This window comes from Sneathiella limimaris (assembly GCF_012932565.1).
Taxonomy (GTDB): domain Bacteria; phylum Pseudomonadota; class Alphaproteobacteria; order Sneathiellales; family Sneathiellaceae; genus Sneathiella; species Sneathiella limimaris.
In genome coordinates this window covers 244,752-270,378 of the sequence record NZ_JABBYJ010000003.1, presented here as the reverse complement: position 1 = coordinate 270,378, position 25,627 = coordinate 244,752, and the positions used below count along the sequence as shown (strand labels likewise).

Genomic DNA, 25,627 nt, shown 5'->3' with positions numbered 1-25,627 from the left:
GGCATATAATAACATATAAACTATCAAAAATAATTTGATAATTGAGATGGCGAATTTAACAGATATGGCCGCGTTTGTTGCGGTGGTGGAGCAGGGAAGCTTCTCTCAGGCCGGACGGGAACTCCGTGTGTCGACAGCCGTTGTTAGCGCGCGCGTGGCCAAGTTGGAAAAGGATCTGGGGGTAAGGCTTTTAAACCGGACCACGCGGCAGGTCGCGCCGACTGAGGAAGCCATCCAGTATTATGAGGATTGCAAGAAAATCCTGGCGGAAGTTGCCGTGGCAGAGGCATCTCTTTCCTCCCGTCAGCAATCCCCGAGCGGTAGTCTGAAGCTGTCAGCGCCAACGGTGTTTGGTCGGCGCTATATTGCGCCGCTCCTGGCGCAGTTTCAGTCTGATTACCCGGATTTACAGGTTCAGTTGCAGCTATCCGATAGTTTTGTTGATCCGGTGAAGGATGGGTATGATCTGATCATTCGGATCGCCCGTTTGCCGGATTCTTCTCTCGTCGCCCGAAAACTGGGTGATAGTCCGCGAATTTTGTGTGCTGCACCAGCCTATCTGGAAAAGGCTAGGTTGCCTAAGTCGCCAGAAGAATTGATGAAACACAATTGTCTCCTTCTTCGATTTCCAGGCTCCACCCAGTTTCAGTGGGAGTTTGTTAATCAGAAAGGAGACCGCCAAACTGTCCCGGTAAAGGGATCACTTGACAGCAACAATGGAGATGTGATCCGGGAATGGGCACTGGCAGGATATGGGATTTGTCTGAAATCCCGCTGGGAGGTTGAGGCGGAATTAGCGGATGGGCGTCTGATGGAAATTGATTTGGCGGGTCTAACGCCAAGCCCGGTTGATATTTATGCCCTCTATCCCGTTGGAAATATCAACCCGCCAAAAGTGCGTCTGCTCCTCGATTATCTGGTTGGGGTTTTCGCTCGTGGGTTACCTCAGTAAGATTTCTATCTATAGGTTTATCCTATGGGTACTAGCTGGATTATAGAACATGCCTAGAGATAGGCTCTGTGCAATATTCTCAGCTTTTTGATAAATGAAGGCCTGATCTTCCTCTTCAAACAGCTCAGAAAGTGTCTCCTGAAAGAGGGTCAGCCACTGCCCGAAATTTTCTGGTACGACGTTTTGTTGCAGGTTCATGTGGGCGGCCATAGGATTACCGCTATAGACCCCGCTGCTGTTTAAAACAGAGGACCAGAAGCGATACATTTTTTGCAGGTGATGGGGCCAGTTTTCCTGAATAGCACCATTGAAAATGGGGCCGAGCTCCGCATGACTTCGGACCTTTTCGTAGAATTGATCCACCATCTGAACGATCATGTCATTGGGAATTCGAACCGGGCGGGATTTCCGCTGTCCCTCAACTCTTTCCTGCATCACCTATCCTCCATCCACCTGCCGCCACTATATGCGGCAATAGATGCACCCGCCATGTGGCATAAGGTCTCGCTTCAAGCGACACCGTTCATCTGCAGATAGGAGTTCAGCTTGGCCATCAGGACTATTTTTTCATCCTCATCGCAGAAGCTCGCTTCGATCCCATTGCGGGCGAGGGTGGCAATCTCTTCTTTGGTAAGGTCCAGTGCATCTGCAACTGCCAGGTAATTTTCGGTCATATAGCCACCGAAATAGGCTGGATCATCAGAGTTAATCGTCGCCTTCAGACCAAGATCGAGCATTTTCTTAAGAGGATGCTTGGTCATGTCAGTGACCCCAGCAAGTTTGTAATTGGACAGGGGACACACGGTGAGAGCCATCTGCTCCTTAATCAACCGGGCCGTCAGGCCATCGTCCTCAAGGCTGCGATTGCCATGATCAAGGCGGTCTACATGTAAGAGATCGAGCGCTTCCTTGACGTATTCTGGTGGACCTTCCTCACCGGCATGGGCAACCAGCAAAAAGCCTTCGGATTTCGCCCGTGCAAAAACGTTTTGGAACTTGGAGGGAGGGTGCCCTAATTCAGAGCTGTCGAGACCCACGCCAGCGATCCGGGTCTTGAAGCTGAGCGCCGTGTCCAGGGTACGCTCCGCGGATAATTCATCGAGATGGCGCAAAAAGCACATGATCAACTTACTGGTGATCCCGTATTCAGTTTCCGCATCTTTTAGGGCGCGGGTAATGCCGTCGATGGCTGTTTCGAAGGAGACACCGCGTTCCGTGTGCCCTTGCGGGTCAAAAAAGATTTCGGTGTGTTGAACTTTTTGAGCGTGGATTTTGGTCATATAAGCCATGGTCAGGTCATAGAAATCCTGAACCGTTTGAAGTACGCCCATCCCCTGATAGTAAATGTCCAGGAAATCCTGCAATTCCGTGAACTGATAGGCTTTTCGAACCTCTTCGACAGACGCGTAAGGCAGCTTGATATCGTTCCGCTTTGCCAGCTCAAACATGAGTTCCGGTTCCAGACTGCCTTCAATATGCATATGAAGTTCTGTCTTGGGTAAGCCTTCAATAAAGCGCTGCATCTCTGTCATGAGTTCTCTCCTTGCCTTACAGATAAAATAAAACCCCCGTCGGAAGCTTCAAGTCCGACGGGGGCTTCATTCTGTTGGAATGCGTTACTTAGGCAGTTTGCCCTGTACGCCTTCTACATACCAGTCCATGCCCAATAGGGTTCCATCATCCAGAGTTTCCCCTTCTTTAACAGCAAGGGTGCCGTCCTGTTTCTTGATAGGACCAGCAAATGGGTGGATGGAACCATCGATGATGCCATCACGGGTTTCTTCGGCTAGTTTGATAACGTCCGCAGGGATCGCTTCGTTAAACTTAGCAAGAGTAACCATGCCATCTTTCAGACCTGACCAAGTGTCCATGGACTTCCAAGAACCATCAAGCGCGGCTTTAGTGCGAGCCACATAATATGGATCCCAGTTGTCGATGATTGCAGTCAGCTGTGCTTTAGGTGCGAAATGATGCATGTCAGATGCTTGGCCAACAGCCCAGACACCACGAGATTCAGCTACCTGCAGTGGGGCAGGGCTGTCAGTGTGCTGCAGGATGATGTCTGCGCCCTGATCAATCAAAGCTTTGGCGGCATCACCTTCTTTACCTGGATCGTACCAAGTGTTGACCCATGCGACTTTAACCTGAACGTCTGGGTTGACGCTGCGTGCTGCAAGGATTGTCGCGTTGATGCCACGAACCACTTCAGGAATTGGGAAAGAGCCAACATAACCGATGATGTTAGATTTGGTCATCTTGCCGGCAATTTTACCAACAACATAGCGGCCTTCGTAGAAGCGACCGGAATATGTGCTGACATTGTCTGCCCGTTTAAAGCCTGTTGCATGCTCGAATTTTACATTCGGGAATGACTTGGCGACTTTAAGTGTTGGGTTCATGTAACCAAATGAAGTTGTGAAGATGATCTTGTGACCATCTGCTGCCATTTGACGAATGACCCGTTCTGAGTCTGGGCCTTCTTTGACGCTTTCAACATAAGTGGTTTTGACTTTATCCCCGAGGGCTTTTTCAACAGCCTGACGGCCGATGTCGTGACGGTAAGTCCAGCCATGGTCGCCCACAGGACCCACATACACAAAACCCACTTTATCTTCGGCGGAAGCTGTGCCTGCCATCAAGGCAGTTCCGGCAACAGCAACAGCACCAAGAAGGGATGCAATTGTCTTTAATTTCATAAAGTTTCTCCTCTGTCGTGTGATTTGATTATGCCCTGATTATGCAGCCGGATGGAAGATTTTTCCGATGCAGGCAGGTGCATGTTTACGAATTCTGGACTCGTCCTTGGAAATGAGAACTAGAACAATAACGGTTGCAAGATATGGCAGCATAGAAAGGATCTGCGATGGCAGATCCAGGCCAGCCGCCTGTGCATGGAGCTGCAGGATTGTTATGCCTCCGAACATATAGGCGCCGACAAGTACTAGACCTGGCTTCCAGGTTGCAAATACAATAAGGGCAAGTGCGATCCAGCCCCGACCGGCAGTCATGTTTTCAGCCCACATAGGAGTGTAGGCAAGTGACAAATAAGCCCCGCCAATTCCAGACATGGCACCGCCAAACATAACGGCGAGATACCGTATGCCGATCACTGAATACCCAATGGAATGGGCAGCATTGTGAGAATCGCCGACTGCGCGAAGGATGAGCCCCGCCTTTGTTTTATATAAAAACCAGCTGACACCGATCACTGAAACAAAGGACAGATAGACAAGTACATCCTGACCAAACAGGATAGGTCCGATGATTGGAAGGTCAGTAAGGCCACTGATATTCAGTTTGGCAAGGGCAGCTACCGGAGTTCCAACATAGTCCTGCCCGATTAGCGAGCTTAAGCCCACCCCAAAGAGTGTGAGAGCAAGTCCTGTCGCCACCTGGTTTGCCATGAGGCTCAAGGTCAGTATGCCAAACAGAAAGGCCATAAACATTCCGGCCAGGGCACCCGTGAGAATGGCGATGAAATAACTGCCGGTTACTGTTGCTGCAACAAAGGCAGAGACCGCACCCACCAGCATCATGCCTTCAACCCCGAGGTTGAGGACGCCAGATTTCTCTGTGATTAATTCTCCGATCCCAGCAAAAACTAGTGGGGTTGCAGCGGTGATTACCGTTAGGATTACGGGTACCAACCATTCGTAACTCATCCTGCAGCCCTCCCCATAGACTTAAACTCGAACCGATAATTGACCAGCACATCACAGGCCAGTAAGTAGAAAAGGACCATTCCCTGGAACACACCGGTGACGGCAACAGGAAGGCCTAGGTTGATTTGCGCGGTTTCGCCGCCAAGATAGGTGAGCGCCATCAGGAGTCCCGCAAAAATGATCCCAACGGGATGGAGACGCCCCAAAAAAGCGACAATAATGGCGGTGAAGCCGTAGCCCGGTGAAATGGATGGCAAAAGCTGTCCTACAGGTCCGGAAACTTCAGAGACACCTGCGATACCTGCCATTGCACCCCCGAAAAGGAGTGAGAACCAAATGATTTTCTTTTGGCTAAAGCCTGCATAACCACCCGCTTTTGGGGCCGCGCCAATGACCTTAATCTGAAATCCGATGAGGGTCTTTGCCAGCATCAGCCAGGTTCCCAAAACCGCAAGCAAGGCCAAGATTGAGCCAAAGTGAAGACGTGTTCCCTCCAGAATAAGTGGCATTGTGGCACTTTCGCTGAACATCCGGGATTCCGGGAAGTTAAAGCCATCCGGATCCCGCCAGGGGCCGTGGATCAAAACGCTGAGAAGCAAGGTTGCGACATAAACCAGCATCAGGCTCGTCAGGATTTCATTGGCGTTAAATTTTGTTTTCAGGAAGGCTGGAATTCCGGCCCATAAAGCCCCGCCAACAGCGCCAAGGATAATCATGGCAGGCAGCAGAAAGATGCTGTCCACATCATGAAGATAAACAAACAGGCCACCGCCGAAAATGGCGCCAAGGGTCAACTGCCCCTCCGCCCCGATGTTCCAGACATTTGCCCGAAATCCGACAGAAAGACCGATTGCACAGAGGATCAAAGGCGTTGCCTTGACCAGTAATTCAGAAGCACCGTAGGCGTTATTTATCGGAACGATAAAGAAATTCCGTAATGCTTCGATCGGATCAACACCGAGTGCCGTGAAAACGACCATGCTGGTTAAAATGGTAAGCAGTAAGGCGTAAATAGGTGTGAGATAGACCATTGCGCGTGATGGCTCTGGCCGTTTAACGATTTTAGGCAACATGTTCAGCGCCCTCCCCCGAAGATGAGCCATGGGTTCCGCCCATCAACAGGCCGATTTCCTCGATTGTGATTTCCTGAATGTCGCGGGCAACGGAAAGACGACCCTCAGCGATAACAGCGATGCGATCGCTGATGGCGAATAGTTCATCAAGATCCTGACTGACCACAAGAACGGCGGCACCGCTTTCCGCCAGATTGATTATCGCCTGATGAATGGCAGCGGCGGCGCCCGCATCAACCCCCCAGGTCGGATGGGCAATGATAATGAGCTGCGGATCCTGCAGCATTTCCCGGCCGACAATAAATTTTTGCAAGTTACCACCGGAAAGACTGCTGGCCGTATGACTGACACCCGCGGTTCGAACATCAAATTTCTCAACAATTTCTTCGGCGAATTGGGTGGTTTTGCCCGTATCGATTAAGCCATTGCTGATCAGGTTTTTCTGGGAATATGCACTCAAGAAAGCATTGTTCACCAGGCTCATGTCCGGGACTGATCCATGACCGAGCCGGTCTTCTGGAACAAAGGCGATCCCAAGTTTACGTCGAGCAACGGGATTGAGTTTGCCGATCGGCGTGCCTTCCAGGATGAGTTGATTGGCATCAGGGCAGGGAACTTCACCGCTCAACGCTTCAAGCAGCTCAACCTGACCGTTACCTGCAACACCTGCAATGCCGAAAACCTCACCGACGCGGACTTCAAAATTGATCAGGTTCAGATCAACCCCAAACTGTTCTGGACTTTCGAGTGATAGGTTGTGGGCTTTCAGGCGAACCGGCCCGCGTTTTGGATCCTCTTTGTGTTCCGGAGCCGTCAAATTGGTCCCGATCATCATTTCCGCGAGGCTTTTAGCTGTTTCCTGGGTGGGATCGCATTCCGCAACATATTTGCCACCGCGAAGGATGGTTGCCTTGTGGCAGAGGGCTTTAATCTCATCCAATTTATGGCTGATATAGAGGATAGAAACCCCTTCGTCGGAGAGACGCCGCAGGGTTTCAAACATCTTGTCGGCTTCTTGAGGGGTGAGGACCGAGGTCGGCTCATCCATGATCAGCAATTTGGGGTTTTGCAAAAGGCAGCGGACGATTTCAATTCGCTGCTTTTCGCCCACCGATAAAGTATGCACGTAGCGGTTCGGGTTAAGCGGCAGACCATAATTTTCGGAGACTTCAACAATTTGCTTGGCAAGCTCGTTCATGTTCTGGCGTCCGGGCATGCCAAGGGCGATATTTTCAGTCACTGTCATGGCTTCAAAAAGCGAAAAGTGCTGAAAAATCATACCAATACCGAGTTTTCGGGCGGCTTGTGGATTTGCAATATCCATCACTTGACCGTTCCAGCTGATGGATCCGCTATCCGCTTTTAGAACCCCATAGATGATTTTCACCAGGGTACTTTTCCCTGCGCCGTTTTCTCCCAGCAGTGCGTGAATTTCACCGGGTAGTATTTTCAGGTCTATATTGTCATTGGCCAGAACGCCGGGATACTGTTTCGTAATCCCCTTTAGTTCCAGTCTTGGCTGAACCATCCCCGTTTCACTCATCCATCAACTCTCCCGCCCGGATTTACCTATCTCATCCGGTTGACTGATCCCTGTTTACGGCATGCCACTTTTGATCGCACGCCTTATTTTCATCCATCTATCGATTGACGACAGACAATCTTGACAGACTGTCATTGGCTTGCCTTGTCAGGCTTTCCAGATGACGTTGTCTCAATTGCAGGATTTCCGCAGCAACAGAAATCGCAATCTCGCTTGGATGTTTCCCCCCTGTACCTGCTATCCCAATCGGGCAGGTGATCCTTTCCAGATCAAATTTTGTGAACCCGGCTGCTTCAAACCGTTTGAAGAAGCGGTTTCGCTTGGTTTTCGATCCAATTAGTCCGAGATAGGCAGCATCTCTTCTTTGGAGAATTTCTGCTGTCAGATCAAAATCAAGCTGATGACTGTGGGTCATCACAAGAAAATACCCTGATGAAGCGGCTTTGTGAACCTCTTCCAACGGGTCTTCAGTGACTATTTTCTCCACATTGCGCAGAGTTGTGGCTGGAAATTCCTCTGCCCGAGGATCGATCCATGAGATCTTGATTGGCAATGGAGCCAACGTCTGGACAATTGCCCGGCCTACATGTCCTGCCCCAAAAACATAAAGATTAAAGGCTGCAGCTTGAATAGGTTCGGCCATCTGAAAATGACCGGAATATTTCTCGAGCTCCGCAAAAGCTACGTTTTGAGCGGCGAATTCTTCTGGCCGATAGAAGGACCAAGAGGTGTCTTCAAGATCACTGAGGCGCGCGGTCTCATGGCTGACTTCGGACCCTTGCCAGTCGGTGAGGAAGACATGATCTTCTGGCGCTGAAAGGGCAGTTTTTAGATCATCCAGCCAGCTGTGATCCGAAGCGGTCAGGCGTTCCAACATCAATTCTGCGTATCCCCCGCAGCATTGTAGAAGTTCAGGCCCCAGTGGGAGCTGTAGTAGCTCAGTTTTCGAGGTGGCCTGCGGCTGGAGGAGTTTGCGCGCCACTTCAATTGCCCGACATTCAAGCTGACCACCCCCAATGGTGCCAACAATCTGTTCGCTGGAAACCAGCATCCGGGTCCCGCTTTCCCTTGGGGTTGAGCCCCGGGCAATGCCAACCGTGACCAGAACCCAGTTGCCTGAGGTCAAGTCATCTTGTTGGAGGATAGCGGTCCAGTTGGTCAAGAGGCAGCCCCTTCCTGAGCAGATTTCATATGCATGACGGCTTTCAGTACCCGCTCTGGTGTTGCGGGAGCATCCAGTTCTGGAAAAATCTGATAGTCAGATGCGCTGGCAACTGCATCGGTCAGAGCGTTAAACGCCGAAATCGCCAGCATAAACGGCGGTTCCCCAACAGCTTTTGACTTATAGATGCTGTCTTCCACATTCTCACCGTCGAACAGCTTCATATTGAAGATTTCAGGCCGATCGCTGCAAGCCGGGATCTTGTAGGTTGAAGGCGCATGGGTTTTCAGGTTGCCAGCAGCATCGAAGAAAAGTTCTTCAGTGGTGAGCCAGCCCATTCCCTGAATAAAGCCCCCTTCGATCTGTCCAAGATCAATGGAGGGGTTCAGGCTTTTGCCTGCGTCATGAAGAATATCGACACGGCTGATTTTATATTCACCAGTGAGCGTATCAATGATCGCTTCAGAAACTGCAGCGCCATAAGCAAAATAATAGAAAGGACGGCCACTGTAGTTTTCGGCGTCATAATGGATTTTGGGAGTGCGGTAATATCCGGTTGCCGAAAGGGATATCCGGTTAAAGTAAGCCTGCTGTACGAGATCAGCGAAAGAGATGGTTTCGTTTCCAACGCGGACCCGGTTCGGCAGAAAATCAATATCGGATTTATCAACTGAATAATGATCAGCCGCAAATTGGGTCAACCGTTCCTTGATGGTAAGCGCCGCTGCTTCTGCCGCCTTACCGTTCATATCTGAGCCAGAAGAAGCCGCTGTTGCTGAAGTGTTTGGGACCTTGTCCGTCCGGGTTGAGGTGATTTTCACCCGTTCGATATCAATCTGCAGGGTTTCTGCCACAACCTGAGCCACTTTGATAAAGAGACCTTGCCCCATTTCTGTTCCGCCGTGGTTTAGCATGACACTGCCATCGGTATAGACATGGAGAAGGGCGCCTGCCTGGTTCAGGAAGGTAGTGGTGAAGGAAATGCCAAACTTGACTGGCGTCAGGGCAATCCCTTTCTTTAAAACAGGGCTTTGTGCGTTGAACGCCTTTATGGCGTCGCGCCGTGCAGAATAGTCCGCACTTTCCTGTAATTCGCCCATGATTTCAGCCGCGATGTTATCCTCAATCACCATGTCATAAGGGGTAACGTTGCGATCTGTTTTGCCATAGAGGTTGCGCTGGCGGACATTTAAAGGATCTAACTTTAAATCAAAGGCAATGGCATCCATGACCCGCTCAATAGCTATCATGCCTTGAGGTCCGCCGAACCCCCGAAATGCTGTATTTGAGACCGTATGTGTTTTGCAGCGATGAGATGTAATGCGGATATTGTTGAGGTAATAGCAGTTATCGGCATGGAAAATGGTTCGATCGTTAATCGCAGCAGATAGATCTGCGGATCGTCCACAGCGCGAGGCAAAGGTGAAATCAATCCCCTTAATGGCGCCATCCTCTTCAAATCCGACAGTGTAATTGACCACGAAATCATGGCGCTTGCCGGTCATGATCATATCATCGTCCCGATCAAGCCTAAGCTTGGCTGGGCGTCCGGTTTTTTGCACGGTTAGGGCAGCCATGGCCGCAAACCAAGCGCCTTGCGTTTCCTTGCCGCCAAACCCACCGCCCATCCGGCGCACTTCAACGGTTACGGAATGATCAGGGACGTCGAGGAACTTGGCAACATTATGCTGAACCTCAGTCGGATGCTGGGTGGAGCTGAAGACATGAACATCCCCATCTTCACCCGGATATGCCATGGCGACATGACCTTCCAGATAAAAGTGGTCCTGCCCGCCAATCTCCAGCCGCCCTTCAAGTTTTCGAGGAGCAGTAGCAATGGTTGCATCTGGATCCCCCCGAAGGAGTGTTTTTGTAGGCAGCACGAAGGATCCGGCTTCGATCGCTTGTTCCACAGTGATCAGCGCTTCTAAGTCTTCATATTCAATGGTTGCCAGCTTGGCGGCAGCCCTTGCGGCCTCAATCGTTTCAGCAGCGACAACAAACAGCGCCTGTCCAACATATTCCACAACATCTTCAGCAAAAACCGGATCATCTCCTGCGACGGGAGAGGCATCATTAACGCCAGGCACATCGCTAGCCGTGTAAACAGCAACAACCCCGGGAGCTTGTTTAACAGCTGTCACATCAAGGTTCAGAAGTTTGGCGTGTGCCTTGCTGCTTTGCGCTACATAGAGATGCAGCAGATCTTTCGGTTCCGCGATATCATCAATATATTCAGCTTCGCCAGAGACCTGTTTCAACGCACTGTCATGGGGAAGTTTCTTGTGAACCGCGCCGCGAATGACGGTTTCGCTGAGAGGAGGATTACGCATGGGCAATGCTCCCTTCTCCCACAAGTCGAGTTTCAATATCTGGGGATGTTGTCTCCAGATGGAATTTGCGAAGCAGATTTTGGGCGGCTTGCATCCGGTAGGATTGACTTGCGCGCATATCGCTAAGCGGTGTGTAATCTTCTGACAGCATTAAAACGGCTTGCTCGATAACCTCTAGGGTCCAGGCCTTTCCTTTCAGAAATGCTTCTGTCTTACCGGCGCGAAGAGGTGTTCCGGCCATGCCACCAAAACAAATGCGGATTTCATCTATAACATTGCCGTCTAATGTCAGACGAAACGCCCCGCAAAGTGCAGAGATATCCTGATCAAACCGTTTGGAGATTTTGTAGGTCCGGAACTGATGATTAGGGTGAAGTTTGGGGATCTCAACTGCTGCAACAAACTCCCCGGCCGCGAGGTCTTGCTTGCCATATTCAATGAAGAAATCCTCAAGCGGTAAAGACCTGATGCCATCCTCAGATTGAAGGTGCAATGTCGCGCCAAGCGCAATTAAGGCAGGTGGTGTATCCCCAATGGGGGAGCCGTTTGCAATGTTACCGCCAATGGTCCCTGAGTTCCGGATCTGGGTAGAGGCAACCCGGCGGATCAGTTCGCCCATGTCGGGAGACAAATTTTTAAGTGCGGGCCATGCATCTGAGTAGGTGACACCTGCGCTGATTAGGATCGTATCGCCCTGATCCTCGACGGATTGCATGTCTGCAACCTTGCCAACGGAGATGAGGATCGGAAGTTCTTTATGCAGCTTTGTGACCCAAAGCCCAACATCAGTTGCGCCAGCCAATAACGTGGCGTCGGGATATTTTTTGAGAAGACCGGCGAGTTCTGCTTTGCTATTTGGAGCAAAATACTTTTTGTCGCCTCTGTCGATCCCCAGCATCTCTTCATCTGCGAGCGTGGACAGTAGTTCCGCAGTCAGTTTGCTGCGGGTCGCAAGATGATCGCTATTGGCTTGTGTTGAGGCTTTTTTGGCCGCGTCGATGATAGTTCCATAGCCTGTACAGCGACAGAGGTTGCCGGCGAGGACATCATTTAAGCTTTGGGTGTCAGAGCGGTTTTCCCCCTGATGTTCTGCAAAGAGCGACATAACAAAGCCAGGGGTGCAGAACCCGCATTGGGTTGCGTTTGCATCGACCATTGCTTGCTGCACTGGATGGACATGCCCATCTGCAGATTTAAGGCTTTCGACCGTGATGAGTTCCTTGCCATCCAGCATCGGCAGAAATTGGATGCAGGCATTTACAGCCTGATATCTGACCGTACCGTCTTTAAGTTCACCGAGAACAACACTGCAAGCCCCACAGTCACCTTCCGCGCAGCCTTCCTTTGAGCCGGTTAGGGCTTTTTCATAGCGAAGGTAGTTTAAAAGGGTTGCTGTTGGATCCCAATCCTTCAGTTCCTGTATCTGGCCGTTATAAACGAACCGGATTGTATCGCGCATACGTGTCCTCAAAAGCTCTCTTAACGTCTATCTGTAAAGATAGGTCAGCTACCCCGATAAGTGGAGTAACTGTAGGGCGACATCAGAAGGGGGACATGGTAGTGTTCGGACGTATCTGGGACACCGAACCGCAAGACAATCTCATCCAAAAACTTCGGTTCTGGTAGGTCCATGCCAGCAGCATCGAAATAAGAACCTGCATGGAAAACAAGCTCATATTGACCTGCTTTCAAGGCACTTCCTTCTAGAAGTGGCTCATCGCACCGTCCATCTGAATTGGAAACAGTTTCTTTGACAAGATCCCAGCTGTCACCATTCAGAAAATAGAGTTGAATGGTCACATCTTTTCCAGGCTTTCCTGCGCTCGTATCCAGAATGTGAGTTGTCAGTTTTCCCATTTACGCTTTCCCTGTCTGAAGTCAGACGGCCCAGAAATTTCACTTCTTGGCGAGTGAATCTTGTCCGATCCGTCAACTTTACCAAAAAAGGATGCATGGATTTAGAATTATTGTCTACAGTTATTGTACGCTTTGTATGAAATATTAGAGTGTAAATTTGATTGTGTTGCGATGCACTATTGATATTGTTTTTTGTGTGCGCCTGCGAAAAATACTGATTTTTAAGATATATAAGAAAAATACTTTATAAAAATCGCCCAAGAGGACTCTATTTATTGTATACAATATAATAAATATTTGTAAAAATATTCGCTAACAATATTTCACTTTTCGCTAAAGGCAGAGAAATGCTGCACCCTGTTTCCGTTGATTCCTCTTCTGACAAGGGGAAGAGAATTTCGCAGGATGATCAAATATATGATCAGATGTTTTTGGCTATCTTGGAGCAAAAGCTTTTGCCCGGTACCAAACTTTCTGAGGATACGCTGGGTGAGATTTTTGGGGTAAGCCGTACCATTATTCGTAAGGTGCTTCAGAAGCTAGCCTATGAAAAAGTCGTCCAGATATTACCGAATAGGGGTGCGTTTGTCTCTGAGCCAACTCCTGAAGAGGCACGAGAAGTTCTCGAGTCACGACTGATCATTGAAGAAGCGATCATGCGAAAAGTCGTTTCCACTGCCAAAGAAAAAGACTTGCAGGTGTTGGAGCAAAATTTGGCAGCAGAAGCGAACAGTATTGATAAGGGGCTTCATAGTGATTGGGTCGCTTTGTCAGGTGATTTTCATATGCTGCTTGCGGAGATCGCTGGGAATGCAACTCTAGCAGAATTTTTGCGAGAACTTGTTTCACGAACATCTCTGATCCATGTGCAGTATCAAAGCGGAAAGTTAAACCAGGCGTCCTGCTCTTGTGATGAGCACGCAGATATTATCAAGGCAATCAGAGAGCAGGATGAAGATCAGGCTGTAGCCTTGATGCGCGAACATATTCAAGCGATTGAGAAATCCCTGAATTTAGATGGAAGGCAGTCGGTCAGTGATCTTTATGAAATTTTTGGTGCTTCTGCCAAATCCGGGAAAGAAGGGTAACGGGATATGATGACGGAAGACTATCCAAGAGACCTCATTGGTTATGGCGAAAATCCTCCCGATCCGAAATGGCCAGATGGTGCAAGAATAGCTGTTCAATTTGTCCTCAATTATGAAGAAGGGGGCGAAAATTGTATCCTGCATGGAGATGACGCGTCAGAAGCGTTCTTGTCAGAAATCGTCGGGGCAGACATGTTACCGGATGTTCGCCATATCAGTATGGAATCCATATACGAATATGGTAGCCGGGCAGGGGTTTGGAGACTGCTGCGCCTGTTCCGTGAATATGACATCCCCCTGACTATCTTCGGCGTGGCCATGGCAATGGAGCGAAACCCAGCTGTGGTTGAGGCTTTCCTTCGCGACGGACATGAGATTTGCAGCCATGGTTATCGCTGGATCAACTACCAGTATGTGCCCGAAGATGTCGAGCGGGAGCATATGGAAAAAGCGATCGAGATCTTCAAACGCATGACCGGTGAGCGGCCCCTTGGTTGGTATACCGGCCGGACAAGCCCAAATACGCGAAAGCTGGTGATTGAAGACGGTGGTTTCGTCTATGACGCAGATGCATATGACGATGACTTGCCATACTGGACGGAGCTGGGGGGACGACAGCAATTGATCGTGCCTTATACGCTGGATGTCAACGATATGCGCTTTGCTGCCCTGCAAGGGTTTAACAGTGGCGATCAGTATTTTGCCTATCTGAAAGACGCGTTTGATACCTTGTATGAGGAGGGGGCGACAAACCCTAAGATGATGTCTGTCGGACTGCATTGCCGATTGGTCGGACGGCCTGGCCGAATTGCGGCGCTGAAACGGTTTTTGGAATATGTGAAAAGCCACGACAAGGTCTGGTGTGCCCGGCGCATTGAAATTGCCCGCCATTGGCAGAAAACCCAGCCTGCGGAGGGAAGTTGATGGCAAATCTGAAGCATAGGCCAAGCCAAATGACCCGCGAGCAGTTCATCGACGTTTTTGGCGGTGTTTATGAGCATTCCCCCTGGGTTGCTGAAGGGGCATGGGACCATGGACTGACGGAAGACCATGATGATGCTGAAGCCTTGGCGGATTTGATGAGTTCAATTGTCGCCGCCGCTGATACAGACCGGAAAATGACTTTAATTAAAGCTCATCCGGATCTTGCCGGTAAAGCTGCTGTGCGCGGTGAGCTAACCGCTGAAAGCACATCTGAACAAGCCCGTGCAGGTTTGTCTGAATGTACGGAAGAGGAGTTTGCACGGTTTCAGGAATATAATGCAGCCTATAAACAGAAGTTTGGCTTTCCCTTCATCAAGGCGGTTCGAAACAGCAACCGTTTTGAGATCTTAAAAGGATTTGAAGAGCGTTTGAAGAATGACGTCAATACGGAGTTTTCAACTGCGCTTAAAGAAATTGATAAAATCGCGGCGTTCCGTTTGCAGGATCTATAAATCCTCAAATTCCGCCCTCATTGGAGATAAAGAGTATGAAGCCCCTTTCAGCAGACCAAGCTGATTTCTTAAATGGATATGTCAATCTGGCCCAACCTCAGCTGGGCGCAGAAGTAACTTTCGCAACTGACGATTTCTTTGCAGATAAGAGCCGCTTAATTGATCCAGCTGACCCTGTATTCATCACGGACAAATATGACGAGAACGGAAAATGGATGGATGGCTGGGAAAGCCGCCGGAAACGGGGCGAGGGCTATGATCACTGCATTGTCCGCTTGGGCCTTCCAGGTGTCATTGCAGGTGTTGATATTGATACCAGTCATTTCACAGGAAACTATCCACCAGCAGCCTCCATCGATGCTTGCTATGTGGATGGGGAGCCGGATGCGACAACTGAATGGGTGGAACTTGTGCCCTCTGTATCCTTAGGGCCAGATAGTCATCACTATCTAAAAGTTGAGAGTGACGGAACCTGGAGCCATTTGCGGCTGAATATCTATCCAGATGGCGGTGTTGCCCGTCTTCGGGTTTATGGACGGATAAACTGCAATTGGGACAATCGGGATCCAAACGAGGTTGTAGACCTTGCGTCACTTTTCAATGGCGCGCGCGCCGTTGCGGCAAATAACGAACATTATGGATCACCATCCAAAATTCTGGCACCGGGCAGAGGTGTCAATATGGGCGATGGCTGGGAAACCCGCCGCCGTCGTGAGCCAGGCAATGACTGGGCAATTATCGAGTTGGGGCATGCGGGTGTGATTTCAGCCGTTGAAGTTGATACTGCCCATTTTAAAGGGAACTTCCCCGACCGGTGCTCAATTCAAGGTGCGTATATGGTTGGCGGAACGGATCAATCAATTATCACCCAGAGTATGTTCTGGAAAACCTTGCTGCCGGAGCAGAAACTCAGCATGGATGCAATCCACAAATTTGAGGGAGAGGTTCAGGACATTGGACCGGTAACACATGTGCGTCTGAATATCATTCCTGATGGCGGCGTGAGCCGCTTGCGCCTTTTTGGCAAGATTTCGAAATAGGGTCGTGATGAAACTGGATTTAAAACCACTCACCAAGGAGGCGTTTGCCCCTTATGGCGATGTTATTGAAACATCGGGAAGTGACTATTTCCTGATCAATAATGGATCGACCCGCCGCTATCATGATCTGGCAAAGATAGAGATATTGGAAGGGGGACGCCCGCTTATAAATATCTTTCAGGCAACCCCATTAAGCTACCCCTTAGCAGTCAAGATGGTGGAGCGGCATCCGCATGGCAGTCAGGCGTTTATCCCGCTTGGGTCAAATCCGTATCTGGTTTTGGTCGCGAAAGCAGGTGAAGATGTCACACCTGAAGATCTGGAAGCGTTTATCGCAACCTCTGACCAAGGGGTGAATTATCACGCTGGAACATGGCACCATCCCGTTCTTGCGCTCGATGGCGTCAGTGATTTTCTGGTGGTTGATCGCGGCGGGGAAGGTCATAACTGTGACGAGTTCTTCTTTGCAGAAGATCTTGAAATCCTGCTCGATCGGAGCTGATATCTATCGTTTCAGATAATAAATGTAGTTGTACAGAGGACCGGAAAAGCCTTGGGTTTGCCAAAATCCGGTCCCTTTTTCATTCTTCGTGACGACCTGAAGATAGGCTGTACTGATCCCGTTCTGGATCCCTTGATTTACAAGGGTGTTCAAAATTCGAGTGGCCAGCCCCTGCCGTTGGTAATATGGATCCGTGGCAAATTCAAACAGCCCCATCAGGCCATCCCCATAAGTTGCCATGCCGACCGCAATCGCTTTGTCACCATCATAGATAAAGCCAAACAGGGTTTTATGGGGGATACGCTTCAGGTTTTCTTGATAGATCCGCGCCTTATCCACCGGTTTGTTTGTCAGGAGGCACAAATCTGCAAATTGCTTGTCATCTAGTTGAGACGTTAGAACGACAGTGGGATCCGCTGAAGGCGCTGTTTCCAGCTCCCGAGTTAGAATGCTGGTTTCATCCAGGGATCTGTATCCTCGGTCTTTCAGTAGTTCCACGAGTCCGTCATCTGCGAGCTTTGTCATGCGAAAGACAACGGGTTGGTTTAAGGATCTATAGACGGCCTCACAATGGTCGATCTTATCGGGCAAAGAGATCTGACTTTTCACTCTGCCGGGGAAGTTGACTGAATTTGCCCGTTTTGCAAGATGTCTGGATTTCCTGAGCAACCAGCCATCATAATCTTCTTCACCTTCGCTGGGTAAAGATTGAAAGGAATGCTTTTCAATAAGTTCAATCATGACGTGATGAAGTGAATGGGTTAAGCTCGAAAGCCGTTTAAAACTGACTAAGAAGGTAAAGGATACTGTGACACCGGTTCCACAATCAGTTTCAAGGATCTGGCTGGCAATAGCAATGCTATTGATGGGATTGATGGTCAGTTTGTTTGTTGGTTTTGTTGATTTAAAGCCGCAGGTCTCTCCTGATTTCTTTTTTGGATCTGATGACCCGGAGATGGCGGATACCCGTGAAATTGCAGAAAAATTTCCGGCAGAAGAATTTCTGATTTTGCGGATTTCTGGGCAATCAATATTTGATAAAGGGTATCTGAGAGAAGTCGAGAAATTGACAGAGCGTCTTTCGGATCTGAATGCCTTTCACCGAATCCTGAGTTTAAGCCGCGGACCTGAAACAGTAGAAGAGGCAGCGAATAGCCCTTTTTGGAGGCCGCTTCTGATTGATGAGCAGGAAAATGCCTCTTTCCTATTGGCCTTTTTACCTCGAGAAACACCTGATGGACTGATCGCTGCAGTGGAGGAAATCACAAGCGCCATCGAAACGGCCAGGTCGGTCGACCGCATTGATATATCCGGAATGCCGTTTATCGCAGAACATATTAAACGCAGCATTGTCCATGATGCGCAGCTTTTCAGTTTGGCTGGCATCGTTATTTTCAGTGTGTTGATTTTCTGGATTTATCGGTCTGCTATTATTGTTTTAGGTGCTGCATTTAGTGGTGTTCTTGCGGTTGTGACGGGGCTTGTGCTTCAACATTTTGCGGGCCAACCAGTGGGGATTTTGACTGCCAACCTTGCCATTATCATTTATGTGCTTGTCCAATCCCAGGTCGTGTATCTCACCAATAACTGGATTTCACTTTCAAAGAAGGATGGTGAGCGAGCTGTTTTCAGAGCATTAAAGATGACTTCGGTCCCTGCTTTTTGGTGCGGTGTGACAACCTTGCTTGGTTTTGTCAGTTTGTTGTTTGTGTCAGCTGAGCCCCTTCGGCAACTGGGTGTCGGGGGAGCGATTGGTGTTGGGGTCGCCCTTCTGGTGGCGCTGGGCATTTATCCCGCGTTCTTGATGAGGGCACCGATTAAAACCCCTCGCGCTCGGGTTGCCCTGAACGGGAAAGCTAATGGTCAGCTTATAAAAACAGGGCAGTTTTTAGTCGCCATTGGTATGTTGGCTGCGCTGGTTTTCGCTATTTTAGGAATAAGTCGCCTAGAGACAGATCCGGGTTTGATGGCTTATTTCTCTAAAGAGGGAGAGATCGGTCGGAGCCTTCAAGAGATAGACAAAAATGGGGGAAGTAGCCCCTTGCTGCTGGTTGTCTCCCGCAAAACTGGAGATCAATTGGATGCAGCGGATAGTTATGAAAAACTTTGGAAGCTGCATAATCAGCTTGCAGGTGAGAGAGAGGTTGGAACTGTCTTATCACTGCCTGCTCTCTTAGCCGAGGCCAATCGCCATCCTCTTGCTTTTTTAATACCCTGGCCGCAAATGGTCTCGCTGTTACAGCTGGAAGCCAATCAGCAGGTGGTGGATAGCTTCCTGACAGAAGACCGCCAAGAAGCGCTGTTTCTGCTCCGCATGAAGGAGGAGCTGCGCGAAGGAAACCGCCTTGATGTGATAAGCAAGATCGAAGAAATAGCATCCCAAAATGGATTTCATGCAGATCTGACAGGTGGGGTTTATGTTCTGCAAGCGAGATTGTCGGATCTGGTTGCAAGCAGCCTAGTTAGCGGCCTGATCGCCCTTATTTGCATATTTGCCGGTATTGCCGCGCTTCTGACACGTCAGGTAGGTTTATCTCTTGCGATGGTTCTGGCTGCAGGTGTTATGCCGCTGTTTCTACTGGGTGGGACGGGGGTAATGTCTGTCCCCCTTGATGTCATATCAGCGCCGGCGATTAGTGTGTCTTTTGGACTTGCTGTGGATGCCATCATTCATTTGGCAATGGCTGTAGTTCGCTCTGATAACAGGCTTGCTGTAGCAGAGCGATTGAAGACTGCCTTGGCAGAACAAGGGCGGGGAATACTCGTCGCAAATGGATTGTTAGCCCTGGGTTTTATGATATTTACCTTATCAGAATTTCCCCCAACTGTGCGATTTGGCGGCATGATTGTAGTGGGTGCGCTCATTGCCCTGCCAGCATCCACCGTACTCTTTCCACTACTGGCAGAGCTTTTTTCGAAACAGCGAAATTACCGTTCCTAAAATGGACTGTACAGGGGTTCCACTCACAGATATCAAGACACCATGGATAAATCGATCAAATTGACGGGCCTACCGGTTGAGGATGTGTTGCCTGAGCTTCTCTCCCATCTGGAGACAGGGAATGTAGCCGTGTTGCAAGCCCCGCCTGGGGCCGGTAAAACCACGCTTGTCCCTTTGTGGTTGATGAAGCTTTCAGGGCTTGAAGGGCGAAAGATCCTGATGCTGGAGCCGCGGCGTCTTGCTGCCCGGGCCGCCGCACGTCGGATGTCGGATTTACTCGGTGAAGAAGTGGGCGAGACAGTTGGATATAGGGTCAGGCTGGACACGAAGGTGAGCGATAAGACCTGCATTGAAGTTGTTACCGAAGGAATTTTGACCCGAAAATTGCAGCAGGATCCGGAACTGGTTGATACTGCTGTTGTGATTTTTGATGAGTTTCATGAGCGGAACCTGAATTCGGATTTGGGGCTGGCTCTGACCCGGCAGGCACAGGAGTTTCTTCGGGAAGATTTGAAGATTGTTGTTATGTCCGCGACGTTAGATGCGGGAGGCGTTGCCAAATTGTTGGGGGATGCGCCTGTTGTCACGTCAGAGGGGCAGATATATCCCGTTGAGACCCGGTTTATCGATCGAGCGCCGAAAGGTCGCTATGAGGCTGTCCTTGCCGATTGGATCGAACTGATTATTGGTGAGGAACCAGAAGGGGATATTTTAGTGTTCCTTCCGGGATCAGGGGAAATTAACCGGTTAAATAATTTAGTAAAGAATAAGAAGGCTTTTGCAGACATATCGGTTCATTCACTCTATGGCAATTTACCCCAGAAAGAGCAAGATCAAGCCTTGCGCCCCCGACCTGATGGCAAGCGAAAGATCATCCTTTCAACCGATATCGCGGAAACCAGTTTGACTATTGATGGGGTTCGCATAGTCGTGGATACGGGGCTTAGCCGTAAGCCCCGATTTGATCCAAATAGCGGCATGAGCCGACTGGAACTGAAACGGATTTCCAGGGCATCAGCAGACCAACGCCGCGGCCGTGCCGGCCGAATGGGCCCTGGCGTTTGCTATCGCATGTGGGCGGCGGCAGAAGATAAAGGGCTCATCCCTCATGGGGAGCCTGAGATTGCTACTGTGGATTTATGTTCGCTAGCGCTTGAACTTGCTAAATGGGGAGTGGAGGATGCAAGTGAGCTAACCTGGATGACAGCCCCGCCAGAAGGCCTGCTGGCACAAGCGAAGGATTTGCTGATTTCACTCGGCGCTCTTGATCGAAAGGGGCAGATTACGGCGCTTGGGGAGCAGATGGTGAAGTTACCACTTCATCCAAGACTTGCCGTCATGATCTTGCAAGCTGAGACGGATACGGAAAGAGCGTTGGCCTGTGACCTTTCTGCGCTGTTATCCGAAAGGGATATCATTTCTAAGGATCGGGACGCACCTAATTCAGATTTGAAAAGTAGAATAGAACTTCTGCATCGGGCTTTTAAATCGGGCGGATCGGCTCCTGCAATGGGGGCAGTCCTTCGGAACGCAAAAGACTTACGCCGGCGATTTAAATGCAAGGGAACATATGCTTCGGATATGCCGTTGGGTCCTATAGTGGCTCGTGCCTATCCTGACCGGATTGGTGAACAACGTAAATCAAATCCAAAAGCCTACAGGTTGTCCGGTGGCCGCGGTGCCGCTTTAAAACCCGGGGATCGCTTGATTGGTGAGCCCTATTTGGTGGTTGCTGAGCTTGAAGGAAAAGGGCGGGATGCGGAGATTAGATTGGCTGTATCTATTACCTATCAGCAATTAACTGAACAGTTCGCAGATCATCTGACGGATCGGATTAATATCCGATGGGAGGAAGAGAGGGACAGGGTTATTGCTGATGAGGAAACCTGTATCGGTGCGCTGGTGCTTGATCGAAAGAGAGTGAAATCCCCCGATCCAGAGGCTGTTGCTGATGTGTTGCTGGAGGTAATTGCCGCTAAGGATTTACGGCCACTTCCCTGGACAAAAGACGTCGAAGGCCTTTTGGGTCGCGCCAGGTTTTTGCTTGAACATTTTGGAGATAGTTTGCCAGAAGGCGCTGACGAACTTGAGCATTTGAGCAAGGATTGGCTGAAGAGTAATCTGGCCCAATGGTTAAAGCCATATCTGGCGGGTTGCAGTAGTCTGGCTGATTTGCAAAAACTGGATCTTTTACAAATGTTGACGTCGCTCTTAAGCTGGGATTTGCAGCAACTGTTGGAAAAAGAAGCGCCTGCCCGCCTGCGCGTGCCAACAGGGTCAAATATCCGACTGGATTATAGCGACCCGGCAAGTCCAGTGCTCGCCGTTCGTCTGCAGGAACTATTTGGACAAGCTGACCTGCCCCGTTTGGCAGGAGGAAAGGTGCCGATTACAGTTCATTTATTGAGCCCCGCTGGAAGACCCGCGCAAATTACAACAGATCTGGCCGGGTTTTGGAGCAACAGTTATGAAGCAGTAAAAAAGGACCTGAAGGGCCAATATCCAAAACATTATTGGCCGGATGATCCGATGCAGGCAGAGCCAACCGCCAGGGCTAAACCCAGAAAATCCTGAAGTGATCAGGCTATCATCGCAGATAAGGTCAGCAGAAAAGCAATTTCACTGACCTGCTGGATGGTGCCAAGGACATCCCCCGTTTGCCCGCCAATTTGACGAATTGCAATGAAGCCTGTGACCAAGGCAGCGCCCATACCGGCTAGCAAAGCAGCAGATCCAAAAAATGGTTCAAACAAAATTATTGGGACTAGTAGTCCCAGAGCAAGCGCCATGAGTGCTGCGGTAAGAGGAGGTTTGCCAGCACTAGCGCCAAGACCATCCTGCCGGGCAGGCGGCATCAGATACATGGCCAGGCTAATAAATGCGCGACTGGCAGCACCCGAGGCAACTAGTGCCAGAAACGCTGTGCTGGGGACCTCCAACGAAGCGAGAGCGCTGACTTTCAGTCCAATCGTCAGGATCAGGGCCACAACGGCATAGGTGCCGACGCGGCTATCGCGCATGATTTCAAGCTTTCGAACCTTGTCATGTCCGCCGCCAAAGCCATCGGCGACATCTCCAATGGCGTCTTCATGCAAAGCGCCAGTGACGAGAACCTGCACGGCGATGGCCAGAAAGGAGAGGACAAGAGGGCTTAACCCTGTCTCTGCCAAGCCTAAAAATACTGCGCCAGATAATCCGCCTACGATTACCCCTATCAGGGGAAAACATCGACTTGCAGAGCCGACGGCCGCCATGGAAAATTCCATCTTGAGCCGGAGGGGGAATCTAGTCAAAAAGACAAGCGCTACCAGAAAATCCTGATGCCAGTAACCTTTGTATTTTTGATCGGTGTCTGGGTTGCTCATTGTTATTTCAGCTTTTGTGGGAGGCCAGCGGTTACGAAATAAACGTGATCACACGAGGCAGCAAGGCGTTGATGCAAAAATCCGGCATGATCCCTGAAAGCCCTTGCCATCGCGTTATCAGGGACTATCCCTTGTCCAACTTCGTTTGACACGAAAAGGATGGTTCCATCTAAATTTGGCAATGCAACGACTAGGTCTTCAAAGGCTGCTTCAATGTCCGCTTCTGCCATCATCAGGTTGGTAATCCATAAGGTCAGACAGTCGACCAGTATTACTCTATTTGGAGCGCATGCCTTTTGCAGAGTTTCAATAAGGGCTAAGGGTTCCTCAATGGTTAGCCAGTCATCGCCGCGATCGGTTTTATGTTTTTTGACACGAACTTCCATTTCACTATCAAACACCTGACTGGTCGCCAAATACACCCGATCAAGGTTGGTATCGCGAGCCAGCTGCTCGGCAAATCGACTTTTACCGGATCGTGCGCCACCTAGAATTAAGGTAAGATCAGGCTTCTTGTTCATTCAATGCCTCCTGATCAATCAAATGCAGGAATGAACCAAAAGCAGATCCATCACACTCCCCGACAGAGCCTTTCGAAACACCGTTCGCATCAGTCACACTGAAAAGAGGTGTGGTTTTCAGTTCGTCTATCAGCTCGCTGGCGTAGTGAAATTCATGGGCCCTAAGTTTCTGCCCCACTGATCCAAATGGACTGTCCTTCAGAAGTCTCAGCTTCCGGTAGCCCAAGTGGATTTTGGGGGTTTCAAAGCTTGTCCGATGGGAAAGCAAACCTGTCATAGGATAGGCGAGGCCATCTTTTCCAATGATTTCCTGTCCCATGACCATATATCCCCCGCATTCTCCAAAGATGGGAATGGATTTCTTCTTTGCTGTTTGAAGAGCTTCCCTGAAGTGGTGTGCTTTTGCAAGCGCCTCCAGATGGAGTTCCGGGTAGCCGCCCGGCAAGTAAATGAAATCCGTCCGTGGATCAGGTGCTTCGTCTGCAAGAGGTGAAAAATAAGTAATGTGTTGTCCCGCTTTCCCTGATCTTTTGAGAAGGTGAGGATAGATAAATGTAAAGGCTGCGTCTTTTGCAATGGCGATATGAGATGCCTGAAAAAGCGGGCCAATCGCATCCTCGTTTGACGAAATTTTGGGAATTGACGCAAAAGATTGCAAACTGTCCAGATCCACTGAGGTGGTTATCAGTTCCGCAGCCTCTTCCAGAAAGCTCTCTAACTCTGGCATTTCACCAGCCTGAACCAGACCTAAATGACGGCTGGGCAAGGCGAGGTGGTCTTTCTTCGGGATCAGTCCAAGGCAGGGAATATCAAGATCCTCAGCCGCTTTTTTTAGAAACTCACCATGGGCGGGGCTGCTCACCTGATTAAAGATTACGCCTGCAATTTTTGTATTTTTTCGAAACTGGTTAAAGCCATGCAAAACAGCACCTGCGCTTGCAGCCTGTCCTTTGGCTGTCATGACTAAGATAATAGGGATCTGGTATTGGGCGGCAAGGTCAGCCGTGGAGCCGGTCCCATCCCGGGCACCATCGAAGAGGCCCATGACCCCCTCACCAATCACCAGTTCAGCATGTTTTCCAATATCATGGAGTGTGTAATCAAGGGTGGTATTCTGCATGCCCCATGGGTCAAGGTTCTGGCAGGGATGACCACTGGCATGATGGTGAAAAACTGGATCGATGTAATCTGGTCCTGTCTTGAATGAGGTAACCTGAACGCCTTTGTTTCGAAAAGCTCTTAACAGAGCCAAGGTCACAGTTGTCTTGCCCGAGCCCGAGGCGGGAGCTGCAATCATCAAAGAAGGCGTGTCAGTTTGGATTGTCATTCAGGACTGTTTGCTGTTTTGAGGTACCATCCCAGTTGGTTATGCAGGTCTACAACATGGCCAACGACGATCAGCGCTGGGGGCTCCAGGCCGCTATTCGCAAGGTCGGTAACGGCAGTTGCAAGGGTGGTCGTGACCATTTGTTGATCTGGCAGAGTTGCGTTGGCAATTATCGCCACAGGCTCATCCGGGCTTCTGCCATAGTTCATCAGCTTGGACGTGATCTCTGCAATATGCTTGACCCCCATATAAATCACAATGACGGGGGAGCCTTTTGCGATATGTTCCCAATTCACACTTGGGACAGCACCATTGGCATCATGTCCAGTGACAAAGGTGGCAGCGGAATTGGTCGTCCGATGGGTTAGGGGAATGCCTGCATAGGCAAGCCCACCAACGCCAGAGGAAATGCCTGGGATAACCCGGAACGGGATATTATTGGCATTCAAGGTCAAGGCTTCTTCACCCCCGCGGCCAAAAATATAGGGATCACCACCTTTCAGGCGGAGCACTCGTTTTCCTTCCTGAGCTAGCTGCACAAGGCGATCACTAATGTCCTGCTGCTTGGCGGATGGCTTGCCACCTCGCTTGCCCGCGTAAATTAACTCACAGTCCGGGTTTGTAAGGCTGAGGATCGCATCGCTTACCAGTGCATCGTAGACCAGAACGTCAGCTTGTCTCAGGCCTTCCACCGCGTAGAGGGTCAGGAGGCCAGGATCACCCGGACCTGCGCCTAGCAGCCAAACCGTGCCAGGGTCAAATGCAGGAATTTTCTTTAGGATATGGTCCATAATTTCCTTTTATCGGGCATTCAGTCATCCCGCT

Annotated in this window: 23 protein-coding genes; 8 read left to right on the top strand and 15 right to left on the bottom strand. The window is 50.0% G+C overall.

Annotated features, from left to right (window positions below; translation table 11 throughout):
• Window positions 1-46 precede the first annotated feature (46 nt).
• Window positions 47-952, top strand: coding sequence for a LysR family transcriptional regulator (locus HH301_RS16975; protein WP_169570235.1), 906 nt, complete (start codon window positions 47-49; stop codon window positions 950-952).
• A gap of 9 nt (window positions 953-961) precedes the next feature.
• Here HH301_RS16975 and HH301_RS16970 read toward each other — a convergent pair whose 3' ends face one another.
• From HH301_RS16970 to uraH, 10 genes are all read right to left on the bottom strand, one after another.
• Window positions 962-1,387: a group III truncated hemoglobin gene (locus tag HH301_RS16970; protein WP_169570234.1), complete on the bottom strand. Its 426-nt coding sequence runs from the start codon at window positions 1,385-1,387 to the stop codon at window positions 962-964.
• Window positions 1,388-1,461: 74 nt separating this feature from the next.
• On the bottom strand, window positions 1,462-2,484 hold the full coding sequence (locus HH301_RS16965) for an adenosine deaminase (RefSeq protein ID WP_169570233.1): 1,023 nt from the start codon (window positions 2,482-2,484) through the stop codon (window positions 1,462-1,464).
• Window positions 2,485-2,568: 84 nt separating this feature from the next.
• The gene (locus tag HH301_RS16960; protein ID WP_169570232.1) at window positions 2,569-3,648 is read right to left on the bottom strand and encodes a BMP family ABC transporter substrate-binding protein; all 1,080 of its coding nucleotides are present in this window, start codon (window positions 3,646-3,648) and stop codon (window positions 2,569-2,571) included.
• A gap of 39 nt (window positions 3,649-3,687) precedes the next feature.
• The gene (locus HH301_RS16955) at window positions 3,688-4,614 is read right to left on the bottom strand and encodes an ABC transporter permease (RefSeq protein WP_169570231.1); all 927 of its coding nucleotides are present in this window, start codon (window positions 4,612-4,614) and stop codon (window positions 3,688-3,690) included.
• Window positions 4,611-5,687, bottom strand: a complete 1,077-nt coding sequence (locus HH301_RS16950) for an ABC transporter permease (RefSeq protein ID WP_206378398.1) — start codon at window positions 5,685-5,687, stop codon at window positions 4,611-4,613. The genes HH301_RS16955 and HH301_RS16950 overlap by 4 nt, the downstream gene beginning before the upstream one ends.
• Window positions 5,677-7,230 (bottom strand): ABC transporter ATP-binding protein, encoded by a 1,554-nt coding sequence (locus tag HH301_RS16945; protein ID WP_169570230.1) that lies wholly within the window; start codon window positions 7,228-7,230, stop codon window positions 5,677-5,679. Before HH301_RS16945 ends, HH301_RS16950 begins: the two co-directional genes overlap by 11 nt.
• A 97-nt stretch (window positions 7,231-7,327) precedes the next feature.
• Window positions 7,328-8,392 carry a xanthine dehydrogenase accessory protein XdhC gene (gene xdhC / locus HH301_RS16940; RefSeq protein ID WP_169570229.1) on the bottom strand — a complete coding sequence of 355 codons (1,065 nt, stop codon included), beginning with the start codon at window positions 8,390-8,392 and terminating at the stop codon, window positions 7,328-7,330.
• Window positions 8,389-10,725, bottom strand: a complete 2,337-nt coding sequence (gene xdhB / locus HH301_RS16935) for a xanthine dehydrogenase molybdopterin binding subunit (RefSeq protein WP_169570228.1) — start codon at window positions 10,723-10,725, stop codon at window positions 8,389-8,391. Before xdhB ends, xdhC begins: the two co-directional genes overlap by 4 nt.
• Window positions 10,718-12,184, bottom strand: coding sequence for a xanthine dehydrogenase small subunit (gene xdhA / locus HH301_RS16930; RefSeq protein ID WP_169570227.1), 1,467 nt, complete (start codon window positions 12,182-12,184; stop codon window positions 10,718-10,720). Before xdhA ends, xdhB begins: the two co-directional genes overlap by 8 nt.
• Before the next feature lie 44 nt (window positions 12,185-12,228).
• Window positions 12,229-12,582: a hydroxyisourate hydrolase gene (gene uraH / locus HH301_RS16925; RefSeq protein WP_169570226.1), complete on the bottom strand. Its 354-nt coding sequence runs from the start codon at window positions 12,580-12,582 to the stop codon at window positions 12,229-12,231.
• A gap of 347 nt (window positions 12,583-12,929) precedes the next feature.
• On the opposite strand from uraH, the gene HH301_RS16920 reads away from it, so the two are divergent.
• Genes HH301_RS16920 through HH301_RS16900 form a run of 5 tightly spaced genes read left to right on the top strand, consistent with a single transcriptional unit; the run spans window position 12,930 to window position 16,648 of the window.
• Entirely contained in the window at window positions 12,930-13,670 is a 741-nt protein-coding gene (locus tag HH301_RS16920) for a GntR family transcriptional regulator (RefSeq protein WP_169570225.1), read from the top strand.
• A gap of 9 nt (window positions 13,671-13,679) precedes the next feature.
• Window positions 13,680-14,594 (top strand): allantoinase PuuE, encoded by a 915-nt coding sequence (gene puuE, locus HH301_RS16915; protein ID WP_169570342.1) that lies wholly within the window; start codon window positions 13,680-13,682, stop codon window positions 14,592-14,594.
• Window positions 14,594-15,106 carry a 2-oxo-4-hydroxy-4-carboxy-5-ureidoimidazoline decarboxylase gene (gene uraD / locus HH301_RS16910; protein WP_169570224.1) on the top strand — a complete coding sequence of 171 codons (513 nt, stop codon included), beginning with the start codon at window positions 14,594-14,596 and terminating at the stop codon, window positions 15,104-15,106. The genes puuE and uraD overlap by 1 nt, the downstream gene beginning before the upstream one ends.
• Before the next feature lie 35 nt (window positions 15,107-15,141).
• The gene (alc, locus tag HH301_RS16905) at window positions 15,142-16,146 is read left to right on the top strand and encodes an allantoicase (RefSeq protein WP_169570223.1); all 1,005 of its coding nucleotides are present in this window, start codon (window positions 15,142-15,144) and stop codon (window positions 16,144-16,146) included.
• A gap of 7 nt (window positions 16,147-16,153) precedes the next feature.
• Complete coding sequence (locus tag HH301_RS16900; RefSeq protein ID WP_169570222.1) at window positions 16,154-16,648, top strand: ureidoglycolate lyase; 495 nt, start codon at window positions 16,154-16,156, stop codon at window positions 16,646-16,648.
• Between the two features lie 3 nt (window positions 16,649-16,651).
• On the opposite strand, the gene HH301_RS16895 is transcribed toward HH301_RS16900, so the two are convergent.
• On the bottom strand, window positions 16,652-17,389 hold the full coding sequence (locus tag HH301_RS16895; protein ID WP_169570221.1) for a GNAT family N-acetyltransferase: 738 nt from the start codon (window positions 17,387-17,389) through the stop codon (window positions 16,652-16,654).
• A gap of 67 nt (window positions 17,390-17,456) precedes the next feature.
• Here HH301_RS16895 and HH301_RS16890 point away from each other — a divergent pair, with 67 nt between their 5' ends.
• On the top strand, window positions 17,457-19,589 hold the full coding sequence (locus HH301_RS16890; RefSeq protein WP_169570220.1) for an MMPL family transporter: 2,133 nt from the start codon (window positions 17,457-17,459) through the stop codon (window positions 19,587-19,589).
• A 42-nt stretch (window positions 19,590-19,631) separates the two neighbouring features.
• Window positions 19,632-22,163 carry an ATP-dependent helicase HrpB gene (gene hrpB / locus HH301_RS16885; RefSeq protein ID WP_169570219.1) on the top strand — a complete coding sequence of 844 codons (2,532 nt, stop codon included), beginning with the start codon at window positions 19,632-19,634 and terminating at the stop codon, window positions 22,161-22,163.
• 5 nt (window positions 22,164-22,168) lie between these two features.
• On the opposite strand, the gene HH301_RS16880 is transcribed toward hrpB, so the two are convergent.
• From HH301_RS16880 to cobA, 4 genes are read right to left on the bottom strand one after another with little or no spacing between them, the layout of a single operon-like run.
• Entirely contained in the window at window positions 22,169-22,954 is a 786-nt protein-coding gene (locus HH301_RS16880) for an adenosylcobinamide-GDP ribazoletransferase (RefSeq protein ID WP_169570218.1), read from the bottom strand.
• 2 nt (window positions 22,955-22,956) lie between these two features.
• Complete coding sequence (gene cobU / locus HH301_RS16875) at window positions 22,957-23,475, bottom strand: bifunctional adenosylcobinamide kinase/adenosylcobinamide-phosphate guanylyltransferase (RefSeq protein WP_169570217.1); 519 nt, start codon at window positions 23,473-23,475, stop codon at window positions 22,957-22,959.
• Window positions 23,459-24,802 (bottom strand): cobyrinic acid a,c-diamide synthase CobB, encoded by a 1,344-nt coding sequence (locus HH301_RS16870; RefSeq protein WP_206378397.1) that lies wholly within the window; start codon window positions 24,800-24,802, stop codon window positions 23,459-23,461. The genes cobU and HH301_RS16870 overlap by 17 nt, the downstream gene beginning before the upstream one ends.
• Window positions 24,799-25,593 (bottom strand): uroporphyrinogen-III C-methyltransferase, encoded by a 795-nt coding sequence (gene cobA, locus HH301_RS16865; RefSeq protein WP_169570216.1) that lies wholly within the window; start codon window positions 25,591-25,593, stop codon window positions 24,799-24,801. The genes HH301_RS16870 and cobA overlap by 4 nt, the downstream gene beginning before the upstream one ends.
• Window positions 25,594-25,627 lie beyond the last annotated feature (34 nt).